The following is a 22,219-nucleotide window of genomic DNA, read 5'->3' as shown; positions in this document are numbered from 1 at the left end:
AGCAAAAGGAGTGTGGACAGATGGCTCGAATCGGTGAGAGCGCCGACCTGCTCAAATGCTCCTTCTGCGGCAAGAGCCAGAAGCAGGTCCAGCAGCTCATTGCGGGGCCGGGCGTGTACATCTGCGACGAATGCGTCGAGTTGTGCAACGAGATCATCGAGGAGCGTCTCGCCGAGGCCGGCGAAGCCGCCGCACCCGACTTCGAGCTGCCCAAGCCCAAGGAGATCTTCAACTTCCTCGAGGAGTACGTGATCGGGCAGGTCCCCGCCAAGAAGGCGCTCTCCGTCGCCGTCTACAACCACTACAAGCGCACCCGCGCCCGCACGACGCTCACCAGCGCCGACTCGATCTCCGACGACATCGAGATCCAGAAGAGCAACATCCTCCTCATCGGCCCGACCGGCTGCGGCAAGACGTACCTCGCGCAGACCCTCGCGAAGCGCCTCAACGTGCCCTTCGCCGTCGCCGACGCCACCGCGCTGACCGAAGCCGGTTATGTCGGCGAAGACGTCGAGAACATCCTGCTCAAACTGATACAGGCGGCTGACTACGACGTCAAACGTGCCGAGACCGGCATCATCTACATCGACGAGGTCGACAAGATCGCCCGCAAGGCCGAGAACCCGTCGATCACCCGCGACGTGTCCGGTGAGGGCGTGCAGCAGGCGCTCCTGAAAATCCTGGAGGGAACCGTCGCATCCGTTCCCCCACAGGGCGGCCGCAAGCATCCGCACCAGGAATTCATCCAGATCGACACGACCAATGTGCTCTTCATCGTCGCCGGCGCGTTCGCCGGGCTTGAAGAGATCATCTCGTCCCGCGCCGGCAAGAAGGGCATCGGCTTCGGCGCCCCCCTGCACTCCAAGGGCGACGACATGAACCTGTTCAGCGAGGTTCTGCCTGAAGACCTGCACAAGTTCGGGCTCATCCCCGAGTTCATCGGGCGACTCCCGGTCGTCACCACGGTGACGCCGCTCGACCAGCACGCGCTGATGGAGATCCTCACCGTTCCGAAGAACGCGCTCGTGCGCCAGTACCAGCGCATGTTCGAGATCGACGGCGTCGAGCTCGAGTTCGAGCAGAGTGCCCTCGAGGCGATCGCCGACCTGGCGGTGCTCCGCAAGACGGGCGCCCGAGGTCTCCGTGCGATCCTCGAAGAGGTGCTCGGCCCCGTCATGTTCGAGGTGCCGTCGACCGAAGAGGTCGCGCGGGTCGTCATCACCCGCGAGTCGGTGCTGGAGAACGCGGCGCCCACGATTGTTCCGCACAAGCCGCGTCGCCAGGAGAAGTCGGCGTAGCTGGCCACTCCCGCCGGCGCCGCACTCGTGGCGCTCGGGCGATCGCTCGGGCTCCTGTAGACGTCGATTTGCCCTGAAGTGCTGTTTGGGCAGTGAGGCGCCCCAAAATGCTATTCCGCGTCTCTGCGGAAGACCGTTTGGGGCAACTCAGTGAGACGAGCAGCCGTTTGGGGAAACTCGATCCTCACGGACGGTGATCGGGGCGATGCTCCGTCTGTAGCGCTCGTGGCATTGGATGCTGCGGCGAAGCCGGCCACAGACGGTGAGTTGCCTCGAAGCGTTGTTCGGGATGCTCACGAGCGACCGTTTGGGGCCACTCAGGTAAACGAGTGACCGTTTGGGGGAACTCGATGCGAGCGGTTTACGTTGTCAGCCCCCGCCGCACGAGCAGCGGCTCGATCCGGGCGTCGCGGCCGCGGAACTCGCGGTACGCCTCGAGCGGATCTTTACTGCCACCGACGCCGAGTACCAGTGCTCTGAAGCGGTCGCCGTTCTCGCGGGTGAGCCCGCCGTTCTCGGTGAACCACTCGACGGCATCCGCGTCGAGGACTTCGCTCCAGATGTACGAGTAGTAGCCCGCGTCATATCCGCCCGAGAAGGTGTGGGCGAAGTAGGTGCTCGAATAGCGAGACGGCACCGCGGGGTTGTCGAGCCCTGCCGCGGTAAGCGCGTCGCGTTCGAAGACGGCGACATCGTCGACGGCGGCCCCGGCAGGCAGCCGGTGCCAGGCCTGGTCGAGCATGGCCGCCGCGAGGTATTCGCTGGTGAGGAATCCCTCATTGAACGAGGAGGAGCGGCGGATGCTGTCGACGAGGTCCTGCGGCATCCGCTCGCCCGTCTCGTGGTGCACGGCGTAACTGGCGAGGACCTCGGGCCACAGCATCCACATCTCGTTCACCTGGCTGGGGAACTCGACGAAGTCGCGGTACACGTTCGTGCCCGCGAACCGGGGATAGCGAACCCGGGCGAAGAGGCCGTGGAGGGCATGGCCGAACTCGTGGAAGAACGTTTTCACCTCATCGAAGCTGAGGAGGGTCGGCTGCCCCGGCGCGGGTTTGGGCACATTGAGGTTGTTCACGACGACGGTCGGCTGACCGAGCAGGGTATTCTGGGCGATCAGCGGATTCATCCAGGCGCCACCGCGTTTCGAGTCCCTGGTGTAGAGATCGAGCAGGTACAGGCCGATCGGGGACCCGTCGGCTTCGGTGACCTCGAAGACGCGGACGTCCGGGTGGTATGCGACGAGGTCGGGTCGCTCGACGAACTGCACACCGTACAGTCGTCCGGCAGCGAAGAAGATCCCGTCGACGAGCACACGGTCGGCCTCGAAGTACGGTCGCATGGCGGCGGTGTCGATGGCGAACCTTTCGCTGCGCACCTGCTCGGTGAGAAACGCCCAGTCCCAGCTCTCCACGTCGTACGACTCGTCGCCGGCATCCGCGAGCGCCTGCAGGTCGGCCTGTTCCGCGCGCGCGTTTCTGGCCGCCGCTGGGGCCAGCGACTCCAGCATCGCGGCGACGTTCTCCGGGGTTTTCGCAGTCTCGTCCGCCGTCACGAAAGCGGCATGCGAGTCGAAGCCGAGAAGCTGCGCGCGTTTCGCCCGCAGTCGCGTGATCTCGAGCACGAGGCCGCAGTTGTCATGTTCGCCCCCTCGGATGCCCCGGGCACGCGACGCACGCATGATCCGTTCGCGGACATCCCGCCGCCGCAGGCTGGCCAGCGCCGGATGCCCGGTCGGGAGCACCAGGGACAGGAGGTAACCGTTCTCCATCCCTCGCGCCCGCGCCGCCTCGGCGGCCGCGGAGACCTCCCCGTCGCTCAGACCGTCGAGGTCAGCAACGTCGTCGATGACCACGGCGAGGTCGTTCGTGTCAGCGAGCAGGTTCTGCTCGAAACGCGTCGTCAGGGTGGACAGGGCGCTGTTAAGAGATCGAAGCTCCTCCTTGTCGGCCTCGCTGAGTCCGGCGCCGGCGAGGGTGAACTCGGTGTGGTATCGCTCGACGAGGTAGCGGGACTCGTCGTCGAGCCCCAGCTCGTCGAGCTGGTCGCGCAGTGCTGTGATCCTGGCGTACAGGGCCGGGTTCAGCCGGATTGCGTCGGAGTGGTTCGACAGCAGCGGCGCGATCCGTTCTTCGAGCGCGATCGTCGCAGGGTTGGAGTCGGCTGAGCTCTTGTTGAAGAACACGTGGCTGACCCGCTGGAGGGTCTGACCTGACCGCTCGAGCGCGAGCATCGTGTTCTCGAAGGTCGGCGCGTCGGCCGTGCCGACGATCGCCTCGATCTCGGCGAGGTGCTCGGTCATGCCCCGTTCGAACGCGGGCCCGAAGTGCTCGTCGCGGATGGCGGCGAAGGGCGGCAGCTGGTACGGCAGGGTGCTCGGAGCAAGGAACGGGTTCGGCGTCTCTGGCATGCACCCAACCCTAGGGCCGACATGTGGCCAGAAGCAGTCTCGGCACACCCATAAGGTGGAGGTATGGCAACCTCCGAGCGCTACACACTCGGGCACCACGAGAGCGTCCTCCGCACGCACAGTTGGCGCACCGTGGACAATTCAGCCGCGTACCTCGCGCCCTATTTGACCCGCGGGTCCCGGGTCCTCGATGTCGGCAGCGGGCCGGGCACCATCACCATCGACATCGCCCAACGAGTCTTCCCCGGCGCCGTCTTCGGGATGGACGCTTCAGCCGAGGTCTGCATCCAGGCCTCGACGCTGGCCCGCGACAGCGACGTGCTCAACGTGGACTTCGCCGCGGGCGACGCCTACGCCCTCGATTTTCCCGACAACAGCTTCGACGTCGTCCACGCACACCAGTTGCTCCAGCACGTCGGCGACCCCGTCGCCGTCTTGCGTGAAATGCGCCGTGTCGTGAAACCCGGCGGAATTGTCGCTGCCCGTGACGTGATCTACGGAGCGGCATCCTGGTACCCGCTGCTTCCCGGCCTCGACACCTGGATGCGGGTGTACCAGTCGGTGGCACGCTCGAACTCGGGCGAACCCAACGCCGGACGTTCGCTCAAGGCCTGGGCCCTCGAGGCCGGGTTCACCGATGTGCAGAGCACCGCGTCGATCTGGTGCTTCTCGACCGACGAGGACCGTGACTGGTGGGGAAGCGCCTGGGCGGTCCGCGCCGTCGAATCCAGCTTCGCGCCGCAGTCGCTGGAGAGCGGCTCGGCGACGCAGGCCGACCTCGACGAGATCGCCGCGGCCTGGACCGCCTGGGTAGCCGACCCGCGGTCGTGGTACGCGATGCCCCACGGGGAGATCCTGGCCCGCAAATAGCGAGACGGATGCCGGCGGGGCGTCCGACGGCAAAGCCGAGTCGCTAGTCTTCCTCGTCGTCGGTGAGGGCGGCGTCGTGCTGGCGAATCGTCGCCGTGTCGGCCACCTCGTTGTAGGTGATGGCGGTGCCGTCGTCGAGTTCGACGATCGGGCGGCGTTCAAGCCAGGTCAGTGTCCAGCGCCAGCCACGCGTGTCGATGTCTTCGGCGACGAGCTCATCTTCGACCGTACGCACCGCCGCGACGACAACCTCCGGGAGTCCGGTGGCCGGGGCGTCCCCGACGCTCCAACGGGTTCCGAGTTGCATGACCGGATCGTCCCTCAGACTGCGCGGTCGTAGGTGACCAAGTTGGTGCGTTCGGCAACCCTGTCGGAGAGCGCCTGGGCATCGTTGTCAGCAGGAGTGGTCCACCGGACGACCCCGGCGCGCTGTTCACGTGCGATTTCGGTGACGCGCTCGATCAGCGCGGTCCCGACGCCGGTCTTCCTGGCATCCGTCGCGACGAACAGGTCGTCGATCTGGATCCCGGTTCCGCCGGCGAGCGGGCGGGCGAAGGTGCGGTAGTGCGCAAGGCCGATCAGATTGCCCTCGTCGTCCTGGGCGACGAGCGCCGACAGGCCGTGGGTCTTCTCGGTGATCCAGCTCCACACGAGCAGGGCCTTCTCGTCGGGTACGGGTGTACCTGCAACCTCGCCATAGTCGGCGAACAGCGGCAGCCAGCTGAAGAAGTCACGGTCTCGGACCGGGCGAATTTCAAACGTCATGGTGTCTCCTCAACTGTGGTTCGACGTCGGGGCGTCGACCGGGGCGAAGTCCACTCCGGTGACCGCGAATTCGTCGGCCGGAGTGAAACTGAGTCTAGCGATACGACCGACGGCCTTGAGATCCCCTTCTGCGAGGGTCAACAGGGCGATCTGATCCGGGGTTGCCCCGATGGTGGCCTCGTTCAGCGTCGTCTTCTGCGACACTTTGGCGTCGGTCTTGCTGCGACGGATGCTGGTGAGCGCCTGCCCGGTGAGGACGAGGAGTTCCGGCTTCCCGGTCGACGGCAGCTCGGCGACGGTCGGCCAGGTGGCTGCGTGCACGGATCCCTCGTTCCACCAGGACCAGGATTCGTCGGTCGCGAACGGGATGAACGGGGCAAAGAGCCGGAGCAGGACGCTGAGCGCCTCCCGCAGGGCAGCGACCGCAGACGCCTGGCCGGGGTTGCTGCTGTCGTAGGCGCGTTCCTTCACCAGTTCGAGGTAGTCGTCGCAGAAGGTCCAGAAGAACGACTCGGCCGTCTCGAGCGCCCGGGCGTGGTCGTACGCCTCGAAGGCCGCCGTCGCGTCCGCGACCACCGTGCGCAGGGTCGCCAGCATGCTGAGGTCGATGGGCTCGGTCACCGGCGCGTCGGCCGCGGACTCGAAGCTGAGGATGAACTTCGACGCGTTGAGCACCTTGATGGCCAGGCGGCGGCCGATCTTGATCTGGGTCGGGTTCTGTGGGTCGAATCCGGCGTCGGTGCCCAGGCGGCTCGACGCGGCCCAGTACCGGACGGCATCCGACCCGTGCTTCTCGAGAATGTCGGCCGGGGTGATGACGTTGCCCTTGGACTTCGACATCTTCTTACGGTCGGGGTCGAGGATCCACCCTGAGAGAGCGGCGTGCTCCCACGGCTTCTCGTTGTATTCGAGCGCGGAGCGCAGCATGGTCGAGAACAGCCAGGTCCGGATGATGTCCTGGCCCTGTGGGCGCATGGAGTACGGGAAGACGAGGTTCCACAGTTCGGGATCGCGTTCCCAGCCGCCGGCGAGCTGCGGGGTGAGCGACGAGGTCGCCCAGGTGTCCATGATGTCGAGTTCGCCGAGAAATCCGCCGGGCACATTGCGCTGCGATTCGTCGTAACCGGGGGCAGCGTCGCTGGAGGGGTCGACCGGGAGTGACGCGGCATCCGGGAGGATCGGGGATTCGTAGATCGGTTCGCCGTGGCCGTCGAGCGGGTACCAGAGCGGGATCGGCACGCCGAAGAAACGCTGGCGGGAGATGAGCCAGTCGCCGGTGAGGCCGCCGACCCAGTTCTCGTAGCGCACGCGCATGAAGTCGGGATGCCACTGGAGTTCCTTGCCCAGGTCGATCAGGCGTGCGCGGAGCTGCTCGTCGCGCGCGCCGTTTCTGATGTACCACTGCCGGGTGGAGACGATCTCGAGCGGCTTGTCGCCCTTCTCGTAGAACTTGACCTGGTGGGTGGTCGGCTTGGGGTCGCCGATCAGGTCGCCGGAGTCGGTGAGCAACTGCACGACCGCCTGCTTGGCGCTGAACACGGTCTTGCCGGCCAGTTCGCGGTAGGCGACCAGTCCGGCCTCCGAGGTGATGACATCGGGTGCTTCGTGGATGATGCGACCGTCTCGGCCCATGATGGTGCGGTTGGGCAGGTCGAGTTCGCGCCACCAGACCACGTCGGTGACGTCGCCGAAGGTACAGATCATGGCGATGCCAGCACCCTTGTCTGGCTGCGCGAGGTGGTGGGCGAGCACCGGTATCTCGACGCCGAAGAGCGGGGTGGTCACCGTGGTGCCGAAGTACGGCTTGAACCGCTCGTCGTCGGGGTGGGCGACCAGGGCGACGCAGGCGGGAAGCAGTTCAGGACGAGTGGTCTCGATCTCGATCGTGCCGCCGTCGGGCTTGTGGAAGGCGACGCGGTGATAGTTGGCCTTCTGCTCCTTGTCTTCGAGCTCGGCCTGGGCGACAGCGGTGCGGAAGGTGATATCCCACAGGGTCGGCGCCATGGCCTGGTAGGCCTCACCGCGTTCGATGTTGCGGAGGAAGGCGAGCTGGCTGGCGCGGATCGAGTCGTTGCCGATCGTCCGGTACGACTGCGACCAGTCAACCGAGAGTCCCAGGGTGCGCCAGAGCGCTTCGAATTGCTTCTCGTCCTCGGCGGTGAGGCGTTCACACAACTCGATGAAGTTGCGGCGCGAGATCGGCTTCTGGTCGGCGGCTTTGGAGCTCTTGCCGTCTCCGCCCTCGAACGGCGGCACGAACTCGGTGTCGTAGGGAAGGGTCGGGTCACAGCGCACGCCGTAGTAGTTCTGCACCCGCCGTTCGGTGGGCAGGCCGTTGTCGTCCCAGCCCATCGGGTAGAACACCTGCTTGCCGGTCATCCGCTGGAAGCGGGCGACGACATCCGTGTGGGTGTAGCTGAAGACGTGCCCGATGTGCAGCGAACCGGATGCCGTGGGCGGGGGAGTGTCGATCGAGTAGACGCAGTCGCGTCCGCCCTCGACGGCGGTGCCGCGGTTGAACCGGTAAGTACCCGCGTTCTCCCAGACGGGGCCCCATTTTGCTTCGAGGCCTTCGAGTGCCGGCTTGTCTGGAACGTGCGCGGTCATGGGGTACTCCGGTTTCGCTATAGACGGCACCGTGTGAACGTGCCTGAGTGTTTGGGTCGTTCAATGCTAGCGGAGGAGCGGGGGACCAAGCCTGCAGCGCAAGCCCCTGACACCCTGCGGCTCCGTGCTTAAACTGGCCGCAGCGTAGAGGGGGGCGCATGACAACGACCACGACGCAGAGAGCGACGCAGACACAACAGGCCAGGACGGATGCCACGCAACGGGCGGACATCCAGGGGCTCCGTGCTGTTGCCGTGCTCGCAGTCGTGGTCTTTCACCTCTGGCCCGCGGTCCTCCCGGGCGGCTACATCGGGGTCGATGTCTTCTTCGTTCTCTCCGGCTTCCTGATCACCACGCACCTGGTGCGTGAGGTGGACAGGACCGGGTCGGTGTCGCTCGCCGTATTCTGGGCGCGTCGGGCCCGTCGACTGCTGCCGGCCTCGCTCACCGTGCTCCTCGTCACGGCGGGGGGCATCTGGCTGCTCGCGCCAGCCGGGGTCGTCGGCCGCTTTCTCGGCGAGGTGATGGCATCCGTGGGGTACGTGCAGAACCTCGCTCTTGCCGCACGGTCGGTCGACTACCTCGCCGCCGAATCGGCGCCATCGCCGGTGCAGCACTTCTGGTCGCTCGCCGCCGAGGAACAGTTCTACCTCGTCTGGCCGGTGCTGATTCTCGCGGCGGTCGTCCTCGGCAGGAAGGGCTCAGCGACTGGAAGCGGTTCGCCCCGGCGGAACATCGCCCTCGTCCTCGCCATGGTCGTCGCTGCGTCCTTCACCTGGTCGGTGATCTTCACGGCGCGCGACCCGTCACCCGCCTACTTCCTGCCGACCACGCGGGCGTGGGAATTCGGGGCCGGTGGCCTGCTCGCCATCGCCGCGCCGGCGCTGGCCCGCCTGGCAGGGCGGACCCGCGTTCCCCTGGCTGCCCTGGCCTGGGCCGGCCTGGCCGCGATCGGTGCAGCGGCTGTGGCGTATGGGCCCTCGACGCCGTTCCCCGGCTCGGCTGCCGTGCTGCCCGTTCTCGGCACCCTCGCGGTGATCGCGGCGGCCGAGCCGGGCGGGCGTTTCGCGCCCACGCGAATACTCGCGGTCCGGCCGGTCCAGCGTCTCGGCGATCTGTCGTACGGGGTGTACCTCTGGCACTGGCCGTTGATCGTTCTCACGCCGATGGCGTTCGGCCGGGGAATGACGGTCGTGGACGGGCTCGTTGTCGCCGCCGCCAGTGTTGCGCTCGCTGCGGCCACCGAACGCTGGGTCGAGAACCCGATCCGGTACGGCGTGCTCGCTACCCGGAGACCGCGGGCGACGTTCGCGGCGATGGCAGCGGCCATGGCCGTCGTCCTCCTCGTGCCGCTGTCGACCCTCGGCGTCGCGAACGACCGCCTCGCGACCGAACAGCGCACACTCGAAGCGCTCGTGGACGAGAACCCCGCCTGCCTGGGCGCCGCGGCCGTGAACAGCGACGAGTGCGCGCGCGTCGAACCGGTGGCGGCGGTGATTCCCGACCCCTCGCTGGCGGATGCGTCCCCGGAGCGCTGCATTGCCGGCATCCGCTCTGCCGACCTCACCGTCTGCTACTACGGTGCACCCGCCGACCGTGCGCCCCGCACCGTCGCCCTCGTCGGGGATTCACACGCGGAACAGTGGCTGCCGGCGTTCGCCGACCTCGCGACGGATCGGGGCTGGGCGCTCGTCGTGATCGCCAAGAGCTCGTGTCCGTTCGGGCCCGACCGGCGGTTCGAGGAGCACATGTCTGCCGAGGCTCTCACGGAAATGAACGAGCGGTGCGCTGACTGGAACGACCAGGCGCTCCGCTGGCTCAATGAGCACTCCGAGGTGGATGCCCTGTTCACGGCGACGCGGGCGCGGAACTCCGTCGTGGCCGAACCGTTCGACGCCGACTGGCAGACGAGCGCGGCCAGGGAGTACCGGCTGCGGTGGGCGGAGCTGCCGCCGACGATCGAACACGTCGTCGTGCTCCGTGATACTCCCCGGATGAACGACGACTACCTGGCCTGCCTGGCGGAGTCGGGCGATGACGCGGTCGAGACCTGCGCTGTTCACGTCTCCGACGCGATCGAGAGGGATCCAGCGGCCGAGGCCGTGAACGGTTCCGACGATCCGAAGCTCGGGGTGATCGACCTGACGCCGTACTTCTGCCCTGACGGGTTGTGCCGGCCGGTGATCGGCGGTGTGCTGGCGTACCGGGACTCGCACCACATCAGCTGGGTCTATGCGAGCACGCTCGTGCCGTTCCTCGGCGCGGAGATCGATGCGCTGATGGGCTGAGCCGTCAGGGTGCGGCTGCGTCAGCCAGTCGCGGCGCGTCGGCGACGAGGCGCACGGTGTACGGATGCTGCGGGTCGTCGAACACGGTCGCCGCGGTTCCGGTTTCGACGATCCGGCCGTCCTTCATGACGGCGATCCTGTCGCTCATGTGGCGAATCACCCCCAGGTCGTGCGAGATGAACAGGTAGCTGAGACCGCGGTCGGCCTGCAGCCGGTCGAGCAGGTCCAGCACCTGCGCCTGGATCGTCACGTCGAGGGCCGAGACCGGTTCGTCACAGATGAGCACTTCCGGCCGTGCGGCGAGGGCGCGGGCGATGGATACCCGCTGGCGCTGGCCTCCGGAGAGGAACAGGGGCCGGGATTGGGCCATCGCCGCGGGCAGCCCCACGGCGTGGAGGAGCTCGCCGACGGTCGAGCGGTCGGTTTCGGGAGTGAGAGCACTCGCATCGGCGAGGATCCGGCTCACGCTCAGCCGCGGGTCGAACGAGCTCAGGCTGTCCTGGTAGATCGCGCCGATCCGTTGGCGGAGGGGGCGGCGGTCCCGTTCGCTCAGAGCCGAGAACGGGGCGCCGTCGAGCAGTACGTCCCCTTCGTCAGCGGTCGTCAGGGCGAGCACGAGCCGGGCGACGGTCGTCTTGCCCGACCCTGATTCGCCGACGATACCGAGCGTCTCACCGCGTCGCAGCTCGAACGAGACGTCGTCAACGGCGCGGAAACGGCCCGCCGGGGTCGCGAACGTCTTCGTCAGGCCGCGCGCGTCGAGCACGACAGGCACCGTGGCATCCGACGCTGGCGGCAATTCCGTCGTGTCGACCGGCGCCGTCCCGGGGACAAGGGGCGTCCGGCGCGGTTTGTCGGTGGGGACGGCGGCGATGAGGCGGCGGGTGTACTCCTCGCGCGGCTCAGCGAGCAGTCGCTGCGTGTCTCCGGACTCCACGATGCGGCCGTCCTTCATCACGAGCACCCGGTCGGCGATCGCGCTCACGACGGCGAGGTCGTGGCTGATCAGCAGGATGCCGGTTCCCCGCGACTTCACGTCGGCGAGCAGGTCGAGGATGCGGGCCTGGATGGTGACATCGAGCGCCGTGGTGGGTTCATCGGCGAGGAGGAGGGGCGGATCGAGCGCGATCGCCGACGCGATGAGCGCGCGTTGCCGCAGCCCGCCGCTGAGTTCGCCGGATCGCTGGCCGAGGGCGCGTTCCGGATCGGGCATGCCCACGCTGGCGAGCAGCTCGAGAACCCGGTTCCGGGCGTCGGTGGCGGAGAGCCTCGCGTGCAGCCGGAGAACGTCGCCGATCTCCCGGCCGATCGGGCGGAGCGGGTCGAGCGAGACGAGGGCGTCCTGCAGCACGAGGCCGATCTGCGATCCCCGGATGCTCCGCCAGTCGCGTTCGGATGCGCCCGCGAGGTCGCGGCCGGCGAGGGTCAGCGTCGATGCGGTCACGCGCGAGCCGCGACCGGCAAGGCCGAGCAGTGAGCGGGCGGTGACGCTCTTGCCCGAGCCGGATTCGCCGACGATCGCGACGCATTCACCGCGGCCGACGCGGAACGAGACGTCCGAGACGACCGGGGCCGAGCCGAACGAGACGGAGAGTCCGCCGACGTCGAGCAACGCGTCGTGGCCGCTCATCGCTGCCCTCCCGTTCGGCGGCTGAGGCGGCGCCCGAGAACGGTCGTCGCGATGGTCGTGAGGACGATCATGAGTCCGGGAAAGACGGTGAGCCACCAGGCGGTGCCGATGTAGGTGCGGCCGGCCGACAGCATGGCGCCCCATTCCGCGGACGGCGGCTGGGCGCCGAGCCCGAGGTAACTGAGGGCCGCCGCCCAGACGACGGCCTGGCCGATGCCGAGCGTCGCGAGCACCACCAGCGGGGCGAGCCCGTTCGGGAGGATGTGGCGGGTGAGGATCCGCCAGGGTGGGTGGCCGAGGACCCGCGCCGATTCAACGTAGGCCGAGGTGCGGATGCCGACCAGCTGACCGCGGATGATCCGCGCGTAGCCGGGTGCGGTCGACAGGCCCACGGCGATGGTGGCTGTCACCGGCCCCGGCCCGGCGATCACGATGACGAGGAGCGCGAGCAGCAGGCCGGGGAAGGCGAAGAGCACTTCGATGGTGCGATTGACGCTGAAGTCCAGCACGCGCCCGCCGAACCCGGCGAGCACACCGAGGGCCAGGCCGAGGGCGAGCCCGATGGCTGTCGCGGTGACGCCGATCAGCAGGGAGGTGGAGGTGCCGGCGATGACGCGGCTATAGATGTCGCGCCCGGATTCGTCTGTGCCGAACCAGTGCTCGAGTGACGGCCCCTGGAAGGCCTCCCGTGCGTTGATCGCATTGGGGTCGATCGCGGTGAGGATGCCGGGGGCCACCGTCGCGACGAGAAGGAAGAGGACGAAGCCGAGGGCGAGGATCTCGCCGACGCTCGGGCGGGAACGTCGGGCCGGTGCCGCGCTCGCCGCAGCGGTCCGGAGGTCGAGTTCGCTCATCGCCCGGTCTCCGCTGAACGCAGGCGCGGGTCGGCGAGCCGCGAGGCGGCATCCGTGATGATCGTCATGAGAATGTAGACCAGCGCGACGAGGAGGACGACCCCCGTGACGATCGGGACGTCGCGCAGGGTGACGGCCTGCAGGAGGGTGCGGCCGAGGCCGGGGCGGGCGAAGATCGTCTCGACGACGACGGCGCCCGAGATGAGGTAGCCGAGCGCCCAGCCGGAGAGGCTGATCGCCGGTAGACTCGCGTGGCGGAGGGCGTGGCGCAGGCGGATGCCGCGCTCCGATTCGCCGCGGGCCCGCGCCGAGATGATGAAGGGTGCGTCGAGGGTGTCGAGCAGGGTCTCCCGCATCACCTGGGCGAGGAAACCGGCCAGCGGAATGGCCAGGGTGAGCGTGGGGAGCACGAGACCGGCCGCGCCGCCGGTCGACACCGGTGGCAGCCAGCCGAGGGCACTGCTGAAGACGGCGATCAGGACGGTCGCCAGCCAGAAGTGGGGGAGAGCCGCGCTGGTCAGTTCGATGCCCTGGCCGAGCGCCGCGGCGATCCGACCCCCGCCGGTCGACCAGAGGGACAGCAGGAGGGCGAGGAGCCAGGCCAGAGCGAGCGCCGCGAGGGCGAGGACGAGAGTCCCGCCGATTTGCGCGAGCAGAAGTTCTGCGACGGGAACTTTGAGGGCGTATGACGTGCCGAGGTCGCCGCTGAGCAGCCGGCCGAGCGCATTGAGGTACTGGACCCCGAGGGGAAGGTCGAGACCGTAGTCAGCCCGGACCTGGTCGAGTGTCTCCTGCGACGCCTGGGACCCCGGCCCACCCAGGACCGCCTCGGCCGGGTCGCCGGGGATCAGGCGGATCGCGAAGAATGTCAGCGTGGCGACGGCCCACATCACGAAAACCGCGCCGCCGAGCCGGACGAGGAGCCACCGGGAGGTCCGGAGGTTCCTCGACCGCTGCGCCGGCCTAGTTACCGCTGAGCCAGGTGTCATAGAAGGTCGGGGTCGAGACCGTCGGAAGGGCCCGGGCATCCTTCACCTGGGTGCCGAGCAGGAAATGGTTCTGCTGGTCGTACAGGGGGAGGATGTGGAAGCCCTCGAGGATGATCTGCTGTGCCTGCTCGTACAGGTCGGCACGCGCGTCGGCATCGGAGATCTCGGACGCGGCGGTCAGGAGGCCGTCGAGCTCTGGGTTGTTCACCTGGGAGAGATTCGCGAAGTAGCCGCTCGGCGCCGGGGTGATGCCGTCGGAGTGATACAGGATACGCAGGACGTCGGGGCCGACCTTCGTGTACGGGGCGCTGACGAGGTCGTAGTTGTTCTCGGCGAGCACGCCGTACCAGCTCGACAGGTCGAGGAGGCTGATGTTGACCTCGAAGCCGGCATCCTTCGCCGTCGCCTGGATCTGCTCGAAGAGCGACTGCTCGGCCGGGATCGACTGGTTCGTCGACACCGGGAAGTCGAGGGAGAGGCGCGCGCCGTCCTTGACGCGGTACCCGTCGGCATCCCGTTCGGTCCATCCCGCCGAGTCGAGCAGCGCGTTCGCGGCGTCGACGTCGGTGTCGAACAGCGACTCGTCGGAGTAGCCGGTGGCCTCCACGCTCGACAGTGGTGAGTAGGAACGCTCCGCTGAACCGAAGTAGAGCGACTCGATGCCGTCGTTCACGTCGACGGCCCGGATGAAGGCCTCACGAACGGCGACATCGTTGAACGGGGCGGTGCCGGAGTTCAGTTCGATCCGGTTCGAGGCTCCCGGCCTCGGCGCATCGAGGTGCGTGAGCGTCTCGGTCTTCTCCGCCGACGCGATGGTGTCGGGCTGGGCGTTGTCGATCACGTCGACCTGGCCGCCCTGCAGTGCCGCGTACCGCGAGGCGGAGTCAGGCAGGAACCGCCACTCGATCGCCTCGAGGTAGGCCTTGCCGTCGTGCTTGGCGTCTGCGGGAGGTGAGGTGTAGTCGTCGTTGCGCACGAGGGAGATGTGGTCCTGCTTGACCCACTCGTCGACGATGAACGGCCCGGTGCCGATCGGCGCCTGGCAGTTCTCTTCCATGCCGCGGGCGATGCCGGCGGGGGACTGGATGGCGACCCACGGCTGCGACAGCGACTCGAGCAGGGCACTGTCTGGCGCACTGAGGGTGAACCGCGCGACGGTCTCCGAGACTGCCTCGACCGATTCGACCTTGCCGAGCGCCAGGTACCCGGTCGACGATTCGGTTGCCGGATCCTTGAGGTGCTCGACGTTGACCTTGACGGCCTCAGCGTTGAGCGGCGTGCCGTCGGTGAAGGTGACGTCGTCCTTGAGAGTGAAGTCCCAGCTCAGGTTGTCCTCGGACACCGACCACTCCGTCGCGAGCCAGGGAATGATCGTGCCGTCGGCATCCCGCGAGACGAGGGACTCGAGGAACTGGCCGGCGATCAGGGCCTGCGGGTAGTTGCCGCCGACGTGCGGTTCGAGGCAGGTCGGTTCGGCGTCGCCGCTGGCGTAGGTCAGGGTTCCGCCCGCGACGGGCGTCGACGATGTCTCTCCTGGCGTCGCCTGGCAGCCGGCGACGAGGAGGGAGATCCCGGCTGCTGCCGCGACGGATGCGAGTCCGCGGACGCGCGGGCGTGGGTTCGAGTGCATGTGACATTCCTTGGGCGGTGGTCAGGCGAGAAGCGCGGGCGACGTGTCCCCGTTTATTGGACGCGGTCTAATAACGACCCTACCGCGTGTTTTCTTCCCGAGGCGCCGGGGCGGATGGCCCGTGTCGATACGCTGTGCGGGGAGAGGAGCCGACATGAACGATCCCACACCGCACGTCGGCCGCCCGCGGCGCTCATCGAAGCGCACGCTGGAGGAGGCCGCCGCTGAGCTGTTCCTCGAGCAGACCTACGCCGGGACCACCGTCGACCAGATCGCCGCCCGGGCCGGCGTGAGCCGGAACACCTTCTTCAACTACTTCGGTTCGAAGTCCGACCTGCTCTGGGTCGACTTCGATGAGACGATCGAACGTCTGGCCGACGAACTCGCAGCGGCCGGGGCGGAGGACCCGGTGATGGATGCCGTGCGCGACGCTCTCGTGCGGGTCGCCACGTCGCATCCCGACGACCGGGTGCCGTGGGCGCTGACCCAGGTGGACCTGATGGGCACACGCGACGACCTCGAGGCATCCGGGCTGCGACGGTTCATGAAACAGAGTGCCATCGTGCAGGCTTTCGTCGAACGCAGGCTCGGCGGCGCGGCCGGCCTGGTCCTGCCGCAGGCCGTGGCGTTCGCGGTGCTCGGGGCTGCAGCCGCAGCCGCCGGCGTCTGGGCTAGTGCCGGGGTGGGCCGCCGCCCCCTCGCCACGTACGTGGCCGAGGCGGTCGGCCCGGTCTGTGCCGGGTTCGCCCAGGCCCTCTAACCCCGCGAGATCACAGGTTTGCAGGGGTCCACAACCCACTGAACCCCCGCAAACCCGGCAACTCGCGACGGGGGAGCGGGCGACCCGCTATCCTTGAGACAACGACTGCGATCCGGCCATCACCGGGGAGTCTCCGGAAGAACAGCACCGCGCACCTGCGGAGCCCAGTAGAACCGGGCGGGTCTGGCCCGTCACAGCCAATGAACGAGCGGCCGCCCTGTGCGGCAAGCGAGGTGGTACCGCGGATCTGAATCCGCCCTCGCAGGTGAACATCGAAACCTGCCGGGAGAAAAATGCCGTACCCCAAGTCCCACGACGACTCGCTCTCCACCGGAGCCGCGTTCGGCGTGACTCCGTCGCCGAAGTTCTCCGAGATCGAGAACGACGTTCTCGCGTTCTGGAAGGACGACGCGACCTTCGAGGCATCCGTGTCCCAGCGTGAAGGCGCCGACGAGTGGGTCTTCTACGACGGCCCGCCGTTCGCCAACGGCCTGCCGCACTACGGGCACCTCCTCACCGGCTACGCCAAGGACGTGTTCCCGCGGTACCAGACCATGCGCGGCAAGCAGGTGCACCGCCGCTTCGGCTGGGACACGCACGGGCTCCCCGCCGAGCTCGAAGCCGAGCGGCAGCTGGGCATCACCGACAAAGCCCAGATCGAAGAGATGGGCATCGCCGCGTTCAACGCCGCCGCCAGGGACTCCGTGCTGAAGTACACCGAGGACTGGGAGCGCTACGTCACCCGCCAGGCCCGCTGGGTCGACTTCGAGAACGACTACAAGACCCTCGACATCACCTTCATGGAGAGCGTCATCTGGGCGTTCAAGGAGCTCCACTCCAAGGGCCTCGCGTACGAGGGCTACCGGGTTCTTCCGTACTGCTGGCGCGACCAGACCCCGTTGTCGAACCACGAGCTGCGCATGGACGACGACGTCTACAAGATGCGCCAGGACCAGACCGTCACCGTCACCTTCCCGCTGACCGGGCTGAAGGCGGAGTCGCTCGGCCTCACCGCGGTCCGCGCTCTGGCCTGGACGACGACGCCGTGGACCCTGCCCACCAACGCCGCCCTCGCCGTCGGCCCCGACATCGAGTACGCCGTGATCCCCGCCGGACCGAACGGCACACCGGATGCCACGGTGCTGCGTGAGAAGCACGGCACCGGCGGAACCACCGAGGTGCTCGGAGGCGAATACCTGCTGGCGACAGCCCTCGTCGGCAACTACGCCAAGGATCTCGGCTACGAGTCGGCCGCGGACGCCGTCGCCGCGATCTCCCGCACGATCACCGGCGCGGAACTCGAGGACGTCACCTACGACCGCCTGTTCGACTACTACTCCGACGTCGACGAGTTCGGGATGCAGGACGCCTGGCGGATCCTCGTCGCCGACTACGTCACCCTCGAAGACGGCACCGGAATCGTGCATCAGTCGCCCGCCTACGGTGAGGAAGACCAGAGGATCTGTGAAGCCGCCGGCATCCCCGTCATCATCTCCGTCGACGAGGGCGGCAAGTTCCTGCCGGAGGTCACCGATGTGGCCGGCCTGCTCTGGTCGGACGCGAACAAACCGCTGACCCAGGTGATCAGGGCCGAGGGGCGCCTGCTCCGCCAGGCCAGCTACGAGCACTCCTACCCGCACTGCTGGCGCTGCCGCAACCCGCTCATCTACAAGGCGGTGTCGAGCTGGTTCATCCGCGTCCCCGAGTTCCGCGACCGGATGGTCGACCTCAACGAGCAGATCAACTGGGTGCCCGAGAACGTCAAGCACGGCCAGTTCGGCAAGTGGATCGGCAACGCCCGGGACTGGTCGATCAGCCGCAACCGCTACTGGGGTTCCCCGATCCCGGTGTGGAAGAGCGACAACCCCGACTACCCGCGCGTTGACGTGTACGGCTCGCTCGACGAGCTCGAACAGGACTTCGGTGTGCGACCCACCGACCTGCACCGCCCGTTCATCGACGAGCTCACCCGGCCGAACCCCGACGACCCGACCGGGCAGTCGACGATGCGCCGGATCACCGACGTGCTCGACGTGTGGTTCGACTCCGGGTCGATGCCGTTCGCCCAGGTGCACTACCCGTTCGAGAACCGAGAGTGGTTCGACTCGCACAACCCGGCCGACTTCATCGTCGAGTACATCGGGCAGACCCGGGGCTGGTTCTACACACTCCACGTGCTGTCCACCGCGCTGTTCGACCGCCCGGCGTACAAGAACGTCGTCAGCCACGGCATCGTCCTCGGCAGCGACGGCCAGAAGATGTCGAAGTCGCTCCGCAACTACCCGGACGTCAACGAAGTCTTCGACCGTGACGGCTCGGATGCCATGCGCTGGTTCCTCATGTCGAGTTCCGTCCTGCGGGGCGGCAACCTCGTCGTCACCGAGGAGGGCATCCGTGAGGGAGTCCGGCAGATGCTGCTGCCGCTGTGGAACACGTGGTACTTCTTCAGCCTCTACGCCAACACGGCGAAGGAGGGCGGCTACGACGCGAAGCGTCGCACCGACTCGCCTGACGTGCTCGACCGCTACATCCTCGCCAAGACCCGGGTGATGCTCACCGAGGTCACCGGCCACCTCGACGACCTGGACTCGACCCTCGCGTCGGCGACGCTCCGGGACTTCGCCGATGTGCTCACCAACTGGTACGTGCGGCGTTCCCGCGACCGGTTCTGGGTGGGCGTGGCCGAGGACGGCAGCGGAAGCGACGCCTTCGACACGTTGTACACGGTTCTCGAAACGCTCACTCGCGCCGCCGCGCCTCTTCTCCCGCTCGTCTCGGAGCGGATCTGGAAGGACCTGACCGGCGGGCGGAGCATCCACCTCACCGACTGGCCGGACGCCGCCGACCTCCCCGACGACGATGTCCTCGTCACCGCGATGGACTCCATCCGGGTGATCAGCTCCACGGTGCTGTCGCTGCGCAAGCAGGCGGGACGCCGGGTGCGGCTGCCGCTGGCGAGCCTCACCGTCGTCGCTCCCGACCCCGCCGTGCTCGCACCGTTCGAGGGAATCCTCCGCGATGAACTCAACGTCAAGGAGGTGCGGTTCGTTCAGTTCGCCGAGTCGAGTGCCGCCGACTACGGCATCACGTCCCGCCTCACCGTGAACGCCCGCGCCGCCGGACCCCGCCTGGGCAAGACCGTCCAGGCCGCCATCAAGGCCGCGCGCTCAGGAGACTGGAGCGAGGAGAACGGCGTCGTCGTCGCCGGCGGAATCGCGCTCGAGCCGGGGGAGTATGACCTCGTGCTCGAAACGGCCAACACCGACGGAACATCCGATTCGGCGCTCGCCCTTCTCCAGGGCGGAGGCTTCGTGCTGCTCGACACGGCAACAACGCCGGCCCTCGAGGCTGAAGGGCTCGCGCGCGACGTCGTGCGATCGGTTCAGGACACCCGCAAGGCCGCCGGTTTCGACGTCAGCGACCGCATCGTGCTCGGCCTCGTCTTCTCCGACGCCGGTGACGCGGATGCCGTCTCGTTCGTCACCGACGTCGACATCGCCGCCGAGACCCTCGCGACCACCTCGTCCATCCACGTGCTCGACGAAGTGCCCGAGGAGACCCGTGCCGGTACCCCGGCCGAATGGCTGCCGGGGCTGTTCGGCGGACCGGTCGAGTTCTACCAGGAGTTCGCCGCTGGGGCGTTCGCCAACACCGGTTCATTCACCGTGGCCGTGCGCCGCGCGACCAGGAGCCTGAATGTCTGAGCACGAGGAGAACTACGCCGAGCAGGGCCGGGCCGTTTACGAGGCGCTGCTCGCCCGTACCGGAGAGGCGGCTCCGCAGCCGCGCCTCGAGCCGACGAGACGGGCGCTCGACCTGCTCGGGGACCCCCAGCGGGCGTACCCGATCATCCAGCTCGCCGGAACCAACGGCAAGACCAGCACGAGTCGCATGATCGAAGGCATCCTCCGCGGCTACGGACTGCGCACCGGGCTGTTCACGAGCCCTCACCTCGTGCACTTCAACGAACGCATCGTCGTCGACGGCGAACCGATCTCGAACGAGACCCTCGTGCGCAACTGGGAAGACATCCAGCCGTACGTCAACATGGTCGACCTCGAACTCGAGGACTCCGGCGACGTTCCGCTCACCTTCTTCGAGGTTCTCACGGTGCTCGGCTTCGCGATCTTCGCCGACGCCCCCGTCGACGTCGCCGTCGTCGAGGTCGGCATGGGCGGCGAGTGGGACTCCACCAACGCCGCAGACGCGCAGATCGCCGTGTTCACGCCGATCGACCTCGACCACACCAACCGACTCGGGACGACCATCGCCGAGATCGCCCGCACCAAGGCGGGGATCATCAAACCTGCCGCGACCGTCGTAACGGCGGCGCAGCATCCGGATGCCATGGCCCAGCTGGTGAACGCCGCCGAACTGTCTGAGGCGCCTCTCATCGCGCAGGACATCGACTTCGAGCTGGTCAGCGACGTGGTCGCGGTCGGCGGGCAGGTGATCAGCGTGCGCGGACGCGCCGGCCTCTACTCCGACCTGTACCTGCCGCTCTACGGCGACCATCAGGGGCAGAACGCCGCCGTCGCGATTGCCGCGGTCGAGACGTTCCTCGGCAACGGGCTGCAGCGGCTGTCGACGGATCCGCTCACCGAAGGTCTCACCGAGGTCGAGTCGCCCGGCCGGCTGCAGCTCGTGGGCGTCGAGCCGACGGTGCTCGTCGATGCGGCCCACAACCCGCACGGCGCCCGCTCGCTCGCCGCGGCGCTCGGCAAGTACTTCGACTTCCGTGAGATCGTCTTCGTTCTCGGCGTGCTCGGCGACAAGGACGCGGAGGGGATCCTCGAGGTCCTCGCGCCCCTGGCGCAGCGGATACACCTCACCGCCTCCGCGTCGACCCGCTCCATTCCGGTGGACGAACTGGCCGACCGTGCTCGGTCGACCATCGATCCGGCGCTGGTGCACAGCTACGACACCCTCGAGGACGCGGTCTTCGAGGCGCGGGAGTGGGCCAACGAGGGCGAGAGCAGGCTCGTCGTCGTCACCGGCTCCGTCGTGCTCGCCGGCGAGGTCGTCGAGCTGGCCGACGAGAACGGATGGAAGAAGTGAGCCGTGCGAAACGCAGCGTGCGCCAGTCGCTTGCGTCGATCGTGCTCGCCTTCGAGCTCATCGTCGTCTTCCTCGCCTCGCTCGTCGCCTTCGGGCTCAAGGTGCAGCCGGGACCGGTCGCCCTCCTCGGCGGGGGAGTGATCTGCGTCGCCATTCTGTTCACCCTCGCGATGCTGCGCCACGAGTGGGCGTTCGGCGTGGGCTGGGTGCTGCAAGGCGTTATCGTTGCCACGGGCATCTTCGTGCCCGTGATGTGGGTCATCGGCCTGGTCTTCGCGGGGATGTGGGTGTACTGCATGATCGTCGGTGGCAGGATCGACCGACAGAACGCCGCCACACAGGAAACGGAAAGTTGACACACATGGTTGAAGAAACACTCGTACTGATCAAGCCGGACGGCGTCGCACGCAATCTCACCGGCGAAATCCTCCGCCGCATCGAGGCGAAGGGATATTCCCTCGTCGACATCCGCCTGGTCGAGCCCGATCGATCCGTCCTCGCCGCGCACTACGCAGAGCACGAAGGCAAACCGTTCTACGAGCCGCTCGTCGAATTCATGCTGTCAGGCCCCATCGTTGCGATCCGCATCGCAGGCAACCGGGTCATTGAGGGCTTCCGGATGCTCGCGGGCACCACGGACCCGACCCTCGCGGCTCCCGGCACCATCCGCGGCGACCTCGGCCGCGACTGGGGTCTGAAGGTTCAGCAGAACCTCGTGCACGGCTCCGACAGCCCCGAGTCCGCGGCGCGCGAACTCGAGCTCTGGTTCGCGTAGGTCTCTCTCTCGAACCTTTTCGGCGGCATCCTTTTTTCGGGTGCCGCCGTTTCGCTGCACGGATGCCGCGGCTTCCGTTCCGGTGACGCTAAGGCCCCTTATGGCGCCTGTAAGCGTGCGTTTGCGTCACTGGAACGCAACTGCCGGGTCGTGGCTTCCGTTCCGGTGACGCTGAGGCCCCTTATGGCGCGGCGGTTTCAAGCGGTCATTGCAACAGCACCTGTTCGATGACTTCGGCCGGCTTCGCGAACTCGAGTCGTTTGCGGGGCCGGTCGTTCATTTCCC

At 67.7% G+C, this 22,219-nt stretch carries 16 protein-coding genes; 8 read left to right on the top strand and 8 right to left on the bottom strand.

Annotation, left to right across the window (positions count from 1 at the left end; all coding sequences use genetic code 11):
• The first annotated feature begins 20 nt into the window (after window positions 1-20).
• On the top strand, window positions 21-1,298 hold the full coding sequence (gene clpX / locus ABIE24_RS15835; RefSeq protein ID WP_354501381.1) for an ATP-dependent Clp protease ATP-binding subunit ClpX: 1,278 nt from the start codon (window positions 21-23) through the stop codon (window positions 1,296-1,298).
• 361 nt (window positions 1,299-1,659) lie between these two features.
• Here the strand turns inward: clpX and ABIE24_RS15830 are convergent, their stop codons facing one another.
• Window positions 1,660-3,708: a M3 family metallopeptidase gene (locus ABIE24_RS15830; protein WP_354501379.1), complete on the bottom strand. Its 2,049-nt coding sequence runs from the start codon at window positions 3,706-3,708 to the stop codon at window positions 1,660-1,662.
• Between the two features lie 63 nt (window positions 3,709-3,771).
• On the opposite strand from ABIE24_RS15830, the gene ABIE24_RS15825 reads away from it, so the two are divergent.
• Entirely contained in the window at window positions 3,772-4,578 is an 807-nt protein-coding gene (locus tag ABIE24_RS15825; RefSeq protein ID WP_354501377.1) for a class I SAM-dependent methyltransferase, read from the top strand.
• Window positions 4,579-4,621: 43 nt separating this feature from the next.
• On the opposite strand, the gene ABIE24_RS15820 is transcribed toward ABIE24_RS15825, so the two are convergent.
• Genes ABIE24_RS15820 through valS form a run of 3 tightly spaced genes read right to left on the bottom strand, consistent with a single transcriptional unit; the run spans window position 4,622 to window position 7,950 of the window.
• Entirely contained in the window at window positions 4,622-4,885 is a 264-nt protein-coding gene (locus tag ABIE24_RS15820) for a hypothetical protein (protein WP_354501375.1), read from the bottom strand.
• 14 nt (window positions 4,886-4,899) lie between these two features.
• Window positions 4,900-5,343, bottom strand: a complete 444-nt coding sequence (locus tag ABIE24_RS15815) for a GNAT family N-acetyltransferase (RefSeq protein ID WP_354501373.1) — start codon at window positions 5,341-5,343, stop codon at window positions 4,900-4,902.
• Between the two features lie 9 nt (window positions 5,344-5,352).
• Window positions 5,353-7,950: a valine--tRNA ligase gene (valS, locus tag ABIE24_RS15810; protein ID WP_354501371.1), complete on the bottom strand. Its 2,598-nt coding sequence runs from the start codon at window positions 7,948-7,950 to the stop codon at window positions 5,353-5,355.
• Window positions 7,951-8,108: 158 nt separating this feature from the next.
• On the opposite strand from valS, the gene ABIE24_RS15805 reads away from it, so the two are divergent.
• Entirely contained in the window at window positions 8,109-10,238 is a 2,130-nt protein-coding gene (locus ABIE24_RS15805; protein ID WP_354501369.1) for an acyltransferase family protein, read from the top strand.
• A gap of 4 nt (window positions 10,239-10,242) precedes the next feature.
• On the opposite strand, the gene ABIE24_RS15800 is transcribed toward ABIE24_RS15805, so the two are convergent.
• From ABIE24_RS15800 to ABIE24_RS15785, 4 genes are read right to left on the bottom strand one after another with little or no spacing between them, the layout of a single operon-like run.
• A complete protein-coding gene (locus ABIE24_RS15800; protein WP_354501367.1) occupies window positions 10,243-11,868 on the bottom strand; it encodes a dipeptide ABC transporter ATP-binding protein in 1,626 nt (541 codons plus the stop codon).
• Window positions 11,865-12,722, bottom strand: coding sequence for an ABC transporter permease (locus ABIE24_RS15795; RefSeq protein ID WP_354501366.1), 858 nt, complete (start codon window positions 12,720-12,722; stop codon window positions 11,865-11,867). Before ABIE24_RS15795 ends, ABIE24_RS15800 begins: the two co-directional genes overlap by 4 nt.
• On the bottom strand, window positions 12,719-13,711 hold the full coding sequence (locus ABIE24_RS15790) for an ABC transporter permease (protein ID WP_354501364.1): 993 nt from the start codon (window positions 13,709-13,711) through the stop codon (window positions 12,719-12,721). The genes ABIE24_RS15795 and ABIE24_RS15790 overlap by 4 nt, the downstream gene beginning before the upstream one ends.
• Window positions 13,686-15,341: an ABC transporter substrate-binding protein gene (locus tag ABIE24_RS15785; RefSeq protein ID WP_354501362.1), complete on the bottom strand. Its 1,656-nt coding sequence runs from the start codon at window positions 15,339-15,341 to the stop codon at window positions 13,686-13,688. The genes ABIE24_RS15790 and ABIE24_RS15785 overlap by 26 nt, the downstream gene beginning before the upstream one ends.
• Window positions 15,342-15,495: 154 nt before the next feature.
• Between ABIE24_RS15785 and ABIE24_RS15780 the strand changes: the two genes are divergently transcribed.
• From ABIE24_RS15780 to ndk, 5 genes are all read left to right on the top strand, one after another.
• Entirely contained in the window at window positions 15,496-16,101 is a 606-nt protein-coding gene (locus ABIE24_RS15780) for an acyl-CoA-like ligand-binding transcription factor (RefSeq protein ID WP_354501360.1), read from the top strand.
• A 293-nt stretch (window positions 16,102-16,394) separates the two neighbouring features.
• A complete protein-coding gene (ileS, locus tag ABIE24_RS15775) occupies window positions 16,395-19,805 on the top strand; it encodes an isoleucine--tRNA ligase (protein WP_354501359.1) in 3,411 nt (1,136 codons plus the stop codon).
• Window positions 19,798-21,159, top strand: a complete 1,362-nt coding sequence (locus ABIE24_RS15770; protein ID WP_354501357.1) for a bifunctional folylpolyglutamate synthase/dihydrofolate synthase — start codon at window positions 19,798-19,800, stop codon at window positions 21,157-21,159. The genes ileS and ABIE24_RS15770 overlap by 8 nt, the downstream gene beginning before the upstream one ends.
• A complete protein-coding gene (locus ABIE24_RS15765; protein WP_354501355.1) occupies window positions 21,147-21,515 on the top strand; it encodes a DUF4233 domain-containing protein in 369 nt (122 codons plus the stop codon). The genes ABIE24_RS15770 and ABIE24_RS15765 overlap by 13 nt, the downstream gene beginning before the upstream one ends.
• A gap of 5 nt (window positions 21,516-21,520) precedes the next feature.
• On the top strand, window positions 21,521-21,934 hold the full coding sequence (gene ndk, locus ABIE24_RS15760) for a nucleoside-diphosphate kinase (protein ID WP_354501353.1): 414 nt from the start codon (window positions 21,521-21,523) through the stop codon (window positions 21,932-21,934).
• The last annotated feature ends 285 nt before the right edge of the window (window positions 21,935-22,219 follow it).

Origin of the sequence: Mycetocola sp. 2940 (assembly GCF_040548835.1) — a bacterium.
GTDB lineage: Bacteria > Actinomycetota > Actinomycetes > Actinomycetales > Microbacteriaceae > Mycetocola_A.
The sequence above is the reverse complement of the archived record's forward strand: the minus strand, read 5'-3'. Positions and strand labels throughout refer to the sequence as shown.

Excerpts from the sequence above, each read along its gene's own strand:
- clpX (WP_354501381.1), top strand. The coding sequence starts at position 21 with ATGGCTCGAATCGGTGAGAGCGCCGACCTGCTCAAATGCTCCTTCTGC.
- ABIE24_RS15795 (WP_354501366.1), bottom strand. The coding sequence starts at position 12,722 with ATGAGCGAACTCGACCTCCGGACCGCTGCGGCGAGCGCGGCACCGGCC.
- ABIE24_RS15825 (WP_354501377.1), top strand. The coding sequence starts at position 3,772 with ATGGCAACCTCCGAGCGCTACACACTCGGGCACCACGAGAGCGTCCTC.
- ABIE24_RS15770 (WP_354501357.1), top strand. The coding sequence starts at position 19,798 with ATGTCTGAGCACGAGGAGAACTACGCCGAGCAGGGCCGGGCCGTTTAC.
- ABIE24_RS15805 (WP_354501369.1), top strand. The coding sequence starts at position 8,109 with ATGACAACGACCACGACGCAGAGAGCGACGCAGACACAACAGGCCAGG.
- ABIE24_RS15785 (WP_354501362.1), bottom strand. The coding sequence starts at position 15,341 with ATGCACTCGAACCCACGCCCGCGCGTCCGCGGACTCGCATCCGTCGCG.
- ABIE24_RS15820 (WP_354501375.1), bottom strand. The coding sequence starts at position 4,885 with ATGCAACTCGGAACCCGTTGGAGCGTCGGGGACGCCCCGGCCACCGGA.
- ileS (WP_354501359.1), top strand. The coding sequence starts at position 16,395 with ATGCCGTACCCCAAGTCCCACGACGACTCGCTCTCCACCGGAGCCGCG.
- valS (WP_354501371.1), bottom strand. The coding sequence starts at position 7,950 with ATGACCGCGCACGTTCCAGACAAGCCGGCACTCGAAGGCCTCGAAGCA.
- ndk (WP_354501353.1), top strand. The coding sequence starts at position 21,521 with ATGGTTGAAGAAACACTCGTACTGATCAAGCCGGACGGCGTCGCACGC.
- ABIE24_RS15780 (WP_354501360.1), top strand. The coding sequence starts at position 15,496 with ATGAACGATCCCACACCGCACGTCGGCCGCCCGCGGCGCTCATCGAAG.
- ABIE24_RS15800 (WP_354501367.1), bottom strand. The coding sequence starts at position 11,868 with ATGAGCGGCCACGACGCGTTGCTCGACGTCGGCGGACTCTCCGTCTCG.
- ABIE24_RS15765 (WP_354501355.1), top strand. The coding sequence starts at position 21,147 with ATGGAAGAAGTGAGCCGTGCGAAACGCAGCGTGCGCCAGTCGCTTGCG.
- ABIE24_RS15815 (WP_354501373.1), bottom strand. The coding sequence starts at position 5,343 with ATGACGTTTGAAATTCGCCCGGTCCGAGACCGTGACTTCTTCAGCTGG.
- ABIE24_RS15830 (WP_354501379.1), bottom strand. The coding sequence starts at position 3,708 with ATGCCAGAGACGCCGAACCCGTTCCTTGCTCCGAGCACCCTGCCGTAC.
- ABIE24_RS15790 (WP_354501364.1), bottom strand. The coding sequence starts at position 13,711 with ATGACACCTGGCTCAGCGGTAACTAGGCCGGCGCAGCGGTCGAGGAAC.